The organism is Streptococcus sp. HMSC064D12 (assembly GCF_001837205.1).
GTDB classification, from domain to species: domain Bacteria; phylum Bacillota; class Bacilli; order Lactobacillales; family Streptococcaceae; genus Streptococcus; species Streptococcus salivarius_D.
In genome coordinates, this window is sequence record NZ_KV831738.1 from 563 (window position 1) to 9776 (window position 9214).

The 9214-nt window shown below is 36.4% G+C and carries 7 protein-coding genes; all 7 read right to left on the minus strand.

Annotated elements, in window-relative coordinates; genetic code table 11:
• Positions 1 to 62: 62 nt before the first annotated feature.
• A complete protein-coding gene (locus HMPREF2697_RS04345; protein ID WP_002886967.1) occupies positions 63 to 806 on the minus strand; it encodes a response regulator transcription factor in 744 nt (247 codons plus the stop codon).
• Between the two features lies 1 nt (position 807).
• Positions 808 to 2124: a sensor histidine kinase gene (locus HMPREF2697_RS04350; RefSeq protein WP_070849769.1), complete on the minus strand. Its 1317-nt coding sequence runs from the start codon at positions 2122 to 2124 to the stop codon at positions 808 to 810.
• Between the two features lie 23 nt (positions 2125 to 2147).
• Positions 2148 to 3428 carry a hypothetical protein gene (locus HMPREF2697_RS04355; protein ID WP_013991230.1) on the minus strand — a complete coding sequence of 427 codons (1281 nt, stop codon included), beginning with the start codon at positions 3426 to 3428 and terminating at the stop codon, positions 2148 to 2150.
• Positions 3429 to 3449: 21 nt separating this feature from the next.
• A complete protein-coding gene (locus HMPREF2697_RS04360; protein ID WP_045771785.1) occupies positions 3450 to 4340 on the minus strand; it encodes a hypothetical protein in 891 nt (296 codons plus the stop codon).
• A gap of 54 nt (positions 4341 to 4394) precedes the next feature.
• Entirely contained in the window at positions 4395 to 5702 is a 1308-nt protein-coding gene (locus HMPREF2697_RS04365) for a GHKL domain-containing protein (RefSeq protein ID WP_014632564.1), read from the minus strand.
• A gap of 452 nt (positions 5703 to 6154) precedes the next feature.
• Positions 6155 to 7609, minus strand: coding sequence for a glutamate--tRNA ligase (gltX, locus tag HMPREF2697_RS04370; protein WP_013991233.1), 1455 nt, complete (start codon positions 7607 to 7609; stop codon positions 6155 to 6157).
• A gap of 235 nt (positions 7610 to 7844) precedes the next feature.
• A partial coding sequence (locus HMPREF2697_RS04375; RefSeq protein ID WP_070849771.1) for an ABC transporter substrate-binding protein occupies positions 7845 to 9214 on the minus strand: 1370 nt, incomplete at its 5' end.

Genomic DNA, 9214 nt, shown 5'->3' on the forward strand with positions numbered 1-9214 from the left:
GTGGTTTTACCCACTACAGAAATTATAGAGCCAAATTTAAAAGTCTGATTTAGTCACTCCCACTAATGATTTCTTACCTCTGACCATTTTTTAAGTAGGGCCTTCATTTTCAAGCGAGAAACCGGACATGAATCACCATTCTCAAAATAAATCATCAGTTGCGTCTTATCAATACGGGCAATATTATCCAGATTAACTAAAAAGGAGCGGTGACATGAAAAGAGTATTTTATTCACCGAAGTAATATCTCCAAGATTAGCATAAAACTCCAGGCGCTCTGTTTTAGTAATTAACATTACCTTATGAGGAGTTGCAGCTGTCGCAAAATAATAAATATCTCGCATCGGAACTTGTATTCTAGACTGAGCAGTTTCAAACACAAACATCTCATCATCGTCCACATCTCCAATTTTTTGATTTACAAAAGTCAAGGTTTGTTTCAATTGTTGTTTGAATTCCACATTAGAGACTGTCTTTTCAATAAAATCAAGTGCGGAAACCTTATACTTAAAACTAATTGGAGCAAATTCTGAGTGAGTTGTTACAAAAATAATAACCGCATTAGCATCTTGTTGACGAATTTCAGAGGCAACTTCTAACCCCTTCTTTCGATTGCCATCAATATCAATATCCAAAAGAAAAATCTGATGGTTCCCCTTCTCGTTGATGCTGGACAATAGTTTATGTGGTTTAGAAAAAACTTCAAGTTTTCGTACAGAAAACGCACCCTCTGAAACCAATTCTCTGATGATATCACTAATACGTGTTTGTTGCATCAAATCATCTTCTAAAATATATATATTCATATTAGGGCCTCATTTCTAGTATTTGCATCATTTTATGTTTCTGACTTCGAACAGAGAAGGATGTATTCGGATAACGTTCCAAGATATCTTGAACAGCATTTATACCTGCGTCCCCCCCATTGATAGGAATTTGAGATGCCATCATTGAAAGTAAAGCTTTTTCATCTGAAATTGCACTTTCAACAATAAAACTCTGGCAGCCCTCTTCATCAAAATAGGCAATACTAATAAAGCCCTCGTGGGCTTTGCGAGCACCATCAATAGCATTATTCATAAGATGACCTAAAACAACTGCTAAATCTAAGTCAGTTAGATAGCTATGAATCACTGGATCAGGAATTTCTGCATGAATGTTGAGTTGATACATCTGAGCTTCATGATACTTTGATGAAAGTAGACTATGAATACTTGAGTTTTGGATATTATCCAAATCTGTAACATGAGTAGAGAGGCGGTACTGATCTCGATACACATAAAGATCAACCAAATCTTTTTTGTAAGAACGAATATCTCCTGTTCTTTCGATATCTCTCAGATTATTAAGCAGAAAATTATAGTTAGAGCGAACATGCATCAAGTCTCTATACAAACCTTCTACCCTAGTATTCTCACGCTTCAAATCATCAAGATAGTTGGCTTGCTTCATCGCTAAATCCTGCTCTATTTTTTCCTTAGCGAACTGGTTCACAGCTCCTAGTACAAAGAGGAGTAAGTAGAGATATCCCACTACCAATGGTAAACGAAACCTACCCTCAAGATGTAACTCTGGAAAATAAGTATCAAATGTCGACACCAAAAAGATAACTAAATAATAAAGCAAAAGAAGCATGTTGACCAAACCCAGACGGTTCTTTTTTTCTTGTTGGGCAGCAACTTTCAATATATCTGTAAAATCTAGACGTAAAATAAAATCTACTATTCTAACCGTCAACATGACGAAGGAAAGTGGTACCATAGACCACCAAATATTAGTGTTTAAAGTATCAACAGTTATGCCAAGTATCGGCGGAAAGAAGAAAGTAGCCAAAAAACGTCTTGCCAAATCGACTAGTACCACTGGGTAAAAACCTAGAAAAAAGCGCTCTACAGAAGTTACACTTTTATTCAGTTGGTAGCTAAATGTCAATGTTACAATGGCTACTAAGGGAGGTACTATGCCTATATAGCGTCCAATGAGTTGTCCCCAAATGCATAGAGCAACATCAAATAACAAATAAAGTATATGATTTTTAAGATTAGTGTTTTGTCCACCAATACGTAAATAGATATCCCAAATAATGACAAACATCAAAATTTGAAAAATGACGTTACCTAGCATAGCTACCTTCCTCCTTCCTACAATTATGGTATTACCGTGACAATTTGATAGGTTTTAAATAATTCTTTTTTATTTGTTAAACCGATACCGTTTGACCAGCAAAACTGGGCAAAATCTCGACTAACAACCAGACTATCGTCAAGTTTCGGATTAGCTTCCTGGTTGGTATTCTCAAGAATAAAGCTGAGATTGCCATCCTCATTCTGTTGAATAAGGAAACCAATATCTGTCTCCGGCTCCTTGGCCCAAAGTTTTTCAGCTAAGTTCATGCAACGTTCTAAAACTCTAATAAGAACTGCAACATTTAAATTATTAGGATAAGCATCAACATTGACATCCAACCTAACTGTGACACCTTTTTGTTCCAAAGGAATAACTTGGTTTACAATCCAACTTCTTAATACCGGATAAGGAATCTCGAACAAAGGAGCCAACTTATCATTTAAATCCAAATTATCAAGTTTAAGATGGTTCAAATGCTCATGATAAACGGATAAAACCTCTGACAATTGATTTTTAGCCAGAGGAGTCTCAAGAGCTACCAAAAGACTCTCAAAATCTTTTTCAATAGGTTTTACTTTTGTAAAAAGATCCTCAATATGCTTATTATAGACTTCCAAGTTATAGACATAGGTCTCCACAGCTTCCTTACTACGTTCTCTGACAAATTTATGAGAATAGCGGTTCAAGGTTGTTACCATTAGGAGATAAACCGCCATTGCAATAAAAATTGGCCCTCTCACATCACTACCTGTAGATACCAAAAGAATACTACAAGTAATGTAGAGTGCAAAGGTCAAATCAACCGCAATCAATAAACGCTCACGACCATGGGAATAAATCAGCTCCTTAATCTTGTCAATATCTGAACTTGATAGATAATTGACATAGAGAAAAAAAGGATAAATCATCACATAAGATAGCAAATTTAGGAAGAAATTTTCTTGAATCTCAACCAAGCTCATATTTGTAAATAAGTTACTGAATACATAATATGGTGTAAAAGTCGCAAATAAATCAGTAAAGAGAACCGAGAAAGCCCCAAAAAAGAGGCTTGCCCAGAGCGTCAAACGATGCTCCCGCCGTTCCTTTAAGGCCAAAGCTAGAAAGATAACAACTTGATAATAGAAGCCATCACCTTTACCAAATGATACCACTATACCTAAGAGACTTAAACAAAATACTTTCCAGTAAGCTAGAGTGCTCCTTGTTAGTTTTTTATAAATAAACCAGGTAATATGAAAACTAATAATCTGAATAATACTATTTTCAAGTGATACCATGGTCCAAAGCTGTAAGTTCATGATAATATTTCCTGTTTACACTCAAGAGACAGTTTCGTCATCTTCCTCAACGAGTTCTTGACCAGCCTTTTTCAAAATATCCTGATAGGTTTGTTCAATAAGGTCAAAATCCCCACTATCAATACTTGTCTGCATACTAATGAGTATATTTTCATAATCATGTTTAAATGAGCGTACACTCTTATAGGCAGTTTCGATTTTTTCATTATAAGCTTCCAGACTCCTCAAGTGCTCCTCTTGTTCTCTGAGAATTTTGCTATCACGTACGTCTTTACCATAAGAAACAAAGCGAACAAGAATATACATGTGTATAAGGAAACCAACCCAAATATAAATTTGAGGGTAACCTGGGAGATAGGTCTGACTCAGAAGCAAGGAGAAAATCTCCCGTTTAAAGAGAATAAGCAGATAACTGATAATTAAAATATGATCAACTTGCAAGAGCATACTCTTATATTTATCCTGCAAGTCCTGATAAGGTTCCTTAAAAAAGCTATCTAAACCGAACATTTTTTGCAAGCCTAGAAAGAAGGGAAGAACAACACTATCTACAACCAAGATTCCTAAATGGTTTGGAACCAATTCGACCGGCTTATTAAAGAAAACTCGGAAAAAATAAAAACTAAAGAAGCTTGTAATCAGAGTCCAAAAGACAGGGGCAAAGAAAGCATAAAAATACTTTTCTTCTCGTAGAGCCTGAGGTTTTTCAAGAAAAATAAAGACTAGGAGATAAATCGCATCTGGAATATCAATTTGCCATAGCACCTTGGCTAACCACTTAACGGCAGTTACTACGATTACATAAGGAATGTAACTGTAAGTAAAAACATCTAGATAAGCCATTCTAGCTAAAATCACAAGATGTGAAACGACAACAACCAAAGCAATAAGGCCGTCAATCACAAGTTGCATATGCTTTTCCCCTTTCTATTTTCCCTATCCTCTACAAATATTATCTTTGATTTATCAATTATCCTGAAAAGAGAGTACCTGTGTAAAATGATGGTCACAACTACGAGTCTCAAGATTTACTTTTGGATAGCGATTAAGTATATCTGCAACCTTAGACAGACCAAGTCCTCGGCCTTCTCCTTTACTAGAAACCCCTTCATCAAAAATCCTTGACACAGGAATACGTTCTTCTCTGGTTGTATTGTCAATAACCAAGATAAGATAACCTTGATTTTTAAAGAAGGATATGGTTAAAGTAGGATCTTCAGAATCCACTGCCGACTCAATAGCATTGTTTAAGAAGACAGAAGAAATCACAACCAAATCTAAGGCCTCTATCTGAGTTGACGATATAACATCTGGCAACTCCAAATTGACCTTAATTCCTAAGTTCTCAGCCTCAAGCACTTTAGCAGAAAAGAGACTCTTGAGAGATGTGATTTCTAAGTTGATTAAGCGTGACAATTCATAATTTGACAAAGTTAAGCTATTTCCAGATTTTTCTAAAAGTTCTGCATACTCTTGTTTCAAAGCAGGTAAGTCTCGTCGTTGGATACTAACCTCCATTGTTTTAAGCCCTTCGAGATAATCCTTCTTCACCTGAGAAATATCATTATAGAGTTTTTCTAAACGGTGGCTATATTCTTCTAAACTTTCCTCGTGTCTAGCCATTTCTTCGGTCAACTGGTCCTTCACTCTTTTCTTAGAATAGATATTAAGCTGAGCAAAGAGCAAAATAAAGAGAATGGAGTAGACAATCGTAATACTACCTGCTAAATAAATAAAGAGACCTGAGTAAGGAAAGATATTACTGGCATAGAAAATAATTAAAGATAAAATAATATAAGCCAGAGTCACCCCAACCAATAAGCGTTGTCTAACTTGGTAAGTATGGTTATTTCCCATAACATTGAGAGCACCAAAGTCAATAAAGAACACTTTGACAATCAGATGAAAAATTGGGTAAATCAAGAGATAAGACAAAGCAATGAGTACTGGGGTGTCCTTGACCTGTAAGTAATTAATTTGAAAAATCCATGGGAAAAAGTAAAGTTGAAGCAGTTTCGAGGTGACTTCAACAAAAACCCACGGCAAAAAGGTGAAAAGAAAAGAATTCTTTTCACTACTTGATATTTTATTTAAGAAAAGATAGCAGAACAAAAGTGCTAAGAGCGACCCTGTAATGCCTCCAACAAATAGAGAGAGCAAGAGACTCCCTGCGATAAACCAGCATTTACTCTTCCAAGTTTTGAGCAAACCTGACATATCGTGACTAACAATTAAAATAGCCAATAGACGTAGAACCGTAAACAAAACAATCATCTCTAGACTCCCCCTTCCTTTCAAAAATCAACCTACTTTATTGTAACATAAATATATAATTTAGCATCACTCCTATTAGAAAAAGCTAAAAATATAAAGCTATTTTTTCCTGATTGAGAACAATCTAACATCAGACAATCCCACATGTCCCCTACTTTTCATAAACATAAAAAAGAGCTTAGAAAAACTAAGCTCTTTAACTGACTCATTACCTATTTTTATGGGTACATGCCAATAACATAGTAGAAATACCAACCAAATCTTCTCATAATGCTCACTCCTCCCTAATCTTTATTACCAATCTATTATAAAACTAATTTAAAGTTTTGAAAATGATGATATGATTACGAAATATCATCATTATATTACAAAAGTAGACTTAGCAATTATCATATAATCATTGACATATCGCTTATGTGCATTCGAAACCCCAACGATTGTTGGGGTTGTTTTTATAGTGTTGCAAGAACTTGATCAATATGTTTGATTGATTTTTCACGACCGAGCAAGAAAATAGTATCTGGCAATTCTGGACCGTGCATTTCTCCTGAAACAGCAATACGGATTGGCATGAAGAGATTTTTCCCTTTGATTCCTGTTTCTTTTTGAACAGCCTTAATTTGTGGGAAAATGTTTTCAACAACAAACTCATCATCAGACATAGCTTCGAGTTTGGCTTTAAAGGCTTTAAGTACTGTTGGTACTGTTTCACCAGCCATAACTTCTTTTTCAGCCTCTGTCAATTCTGGGAAATCTTCAAAGAAGAGATTTGTAAGAGGGACAATTTCTTCTGCAGCTGTCATTTGTGGTTTATAGAGTTCCACTAATTTCTCAGCTTTATCTGTCAAACGACCAGCTTCTTCCAAGAAAGGTTTGCAAAGAGCAAAGACCTTATCGAAATCTGCATTCTTAATGTAGTCGTTACTCATCCAATCCAATTTCTTCTGGTCAAAGGCCGCTGGTGACTTGCTTAGACGGTTTTCATCAAAAAGTTTAATGAGTTCTTCACGAGAAAAGATTTCGTCTTCACCGCCAGGATTCCAACCAAGAAGAGCAATGAAGTTAAAGACTGCTTCTGGAAGGTAACCTTTTTTACGGTAATCTTCGATAAATTGAAGGGTGTTAGTATCACGTTTAGACAACTTCTTACCAGTTTCAGAATTGATGATAAGAGTCATGTGTCCAAACTCAGGAGCTTCCCAACCAAGAGCTTCATAAACCATGAGTTGTTTTGGTGTATTGGCAATATGGTCATCTCCACGGATAACGTGTGAAATTTGCATATCGTGATCATCAACAACTACCGCAAAGTTGTAAGTTGGGTAACCATCTTTCTTCTGGATAACCCAGTCACCACCGATATTACCACCTTCAAATTCGATATCTCCCTTAACGATATCATGCCATTTATAAATTCCTGACTCATTAACCGCCAAACGAACTGTAGGTACAATACCTGCTGCTTCACGTTCTGCGATGTAGGCAGCTTTTTCTTCTTCAGTCATGCCAAGGAACTCGTTAATGTAACGAGGAGTTTCACCAGCCGCTTCTTGACGTTCGCGCTCTGCAGCCAACTCTTCTTCAGTGACATATGACTTATAGGCTTTACCTTCTGCCAAAAGTTGATCAATATATTTTTGGTAAAGTGGCAAACGCTCTGATTGACGATAGTTTTCGTGTGTCTCAGGACTTTCATCCCAGTCAATTCCCAACCAACGCAAGTTATCAAGCTGTGAACGCTCACCATCTTCAACGTGACGTTTACGGTCAGTATCTTCAATACGGATAATGAATGTACCACCATGATGACGTGCATAAAGGTAGTTAAACAATGCTGTACGAGCATTACCAATGTGTAGAAGCCCTGTTGGACTTGGTGCGTAACGAACGCGGATATCTTTAGCCAAGATAAATCTCCTTTTTATGTTTCATTCTTCAGTCTTTGGATACCTATTGAGCCTAAAGTCCCTTTCTTAGGACTAACTTAAGATGATAAGTACCAGTAGGCAACTCTATCCCCCCAAACTTTCCAAATAAAAATCTAGAAGCGAGTACCAATCTTTCTTATTATATCACAATCTAGGGTGGTTCGAGAAATTTTGTTAAAAAAACGACTACCTAAAGGTAGACGTTTTCAATAGATTACTTAACGTGTTTGGCAAGATCTTTTTGAGCTTTGTCATTAGATTTCGCTCTTTCTTTAAGCCAATCTTTATAAGCTGAGTCGTATTGTTTTTTAGTTACAATATCATCTTGAGATTTAAGATACTTGAAGTAGTATGAAGAACCTTTATCACCAGCTTGAGCATAAGCTCCTGAGAATGGCTTAATACGAGAAATTACAGCAGCTGCACCGTTATAAGTAGTTGTTGGAAGATAGAGGGCACTATCTGTCAACCATGCTTGAGCTTTTGCATATTTTTCATAACGAACCTTCAAGTCTGTTGTTTCCTTAGAGGCATCTTCAACCAATTGGTCATATTCTTTAAGACCTACTTTTTGAACTGCTTGACTATTTGGATCGTCATAACCCATGAAGGATTTAGTATTTTCGCTACTTGTCGTTTTCAAGACATCAAGATAAGTTGAAGGGTCAAGGTAATCAGGGTCCCAAGCCACACCCACTGACAAGTCCCAATCTTCTGCAGCTGCATTTGATGCAGAGTAAGTGATGTTGTTAAAATCATCAGCCGACAATTGGTGAATATCAAGCACAACATTGTCTTTTCCAAGAGCAGATTCAACAGACTGTTTAATTGATTGTACCTGATTCACAGTAATTTTACTTGATTGATTAACAGGGACATCCAAATGAATTGGGAACTGAACTCCTTCTGCTTGAAGGGCTTCCTTAGCTTTAGCAAATTCAGCCTTAGCTTTTTCTGGGTTATAAAGACCGTCTTGACTATCTGCAAGATTCACACCAGACCACTCATCACCATAAGCTGGAAGTTGATCCATTACCATTGTTCCGAAGTCCTTACCATCTGCTTGAACAAAGTCTGGTTTAACAAAGATATTACGGACGGCAGTACTTCCACCTTCCTTACCATTAAGTTGTGCGGCGTAATTTGTACGGTCAATAGCAAAACCTAATGATTGACGGAAATCCTTATTGAGAAGAGCTGTCTTAGTTGATGTCTTTTGCTGGTCATTTTCTTTAGATGTATGACCATAAGTTTGACGATCAATATTAATACCAACACCTTCTACAGCTGATCCAGGTTGCGTATAGAAAATATTATCTTTGTACTGTTTTTCAACTTTGGAATAGTTAGAACTTGTTGGGAATAGACGTGCTAAGTTGTATACACCATCTGTAAAGTTGCGTTCCAAAGACTCTTGGTCTGATCCATCATCATAAGTCAATTTGATATTATCAAAATAGACGTGATCCTTATCCCAATAGTTTTCATTCTTGGTGAACTCAATAGATGACTTCGTTGTCAAAGCCTTAAGAAGGTATGGACCGTTATAAAGGATAGATGTTGGGTCTGTTGACTTACCAAAAT

What these genes read in the sequence shown, in the direction of transcription:
- HMPREF2697_RS04350 (WP_070849769.1), bottom strand. Translation starts at nt 2,124, where the DNA reads ATGCTAGGTAACGTCATTTTTCAAATTTTGATGTTTGTCATTATTTGG.
- HMPREF2697_RS04345 (WP_002886967.1), bottom strand. Translation starts at nt 806, where the DNA reads ATGAATATATATATTTTAGAAGATGATTTGATGCAACAAACACGTATT.
- HMPREF2697_RS04365 (WP_014632564.1), bottom strand. Translation starts at nt 5,702, where the DNA reads ATGATTGTTTTGTTTACGGTTCTACGTCTATTGGCTATTTTAATTGTT.
- HMPREF2697_RS04355 (WP_013991230.1), bottom strand. Translation starts at nt 3,428, where the DNA reads ATGAACTTACAGCTTTGGACCATGGTATCACTTGAAAATAGTATTATT.
- HMPREF2697_RS04360 (WP_045771785.1), bottom strand. Translation starts at nt 4,340, where the DNA reads ATGCAACTTGTGATTGACGGCCTTATTGCTTTGGTTGTTGTCGTTTCA.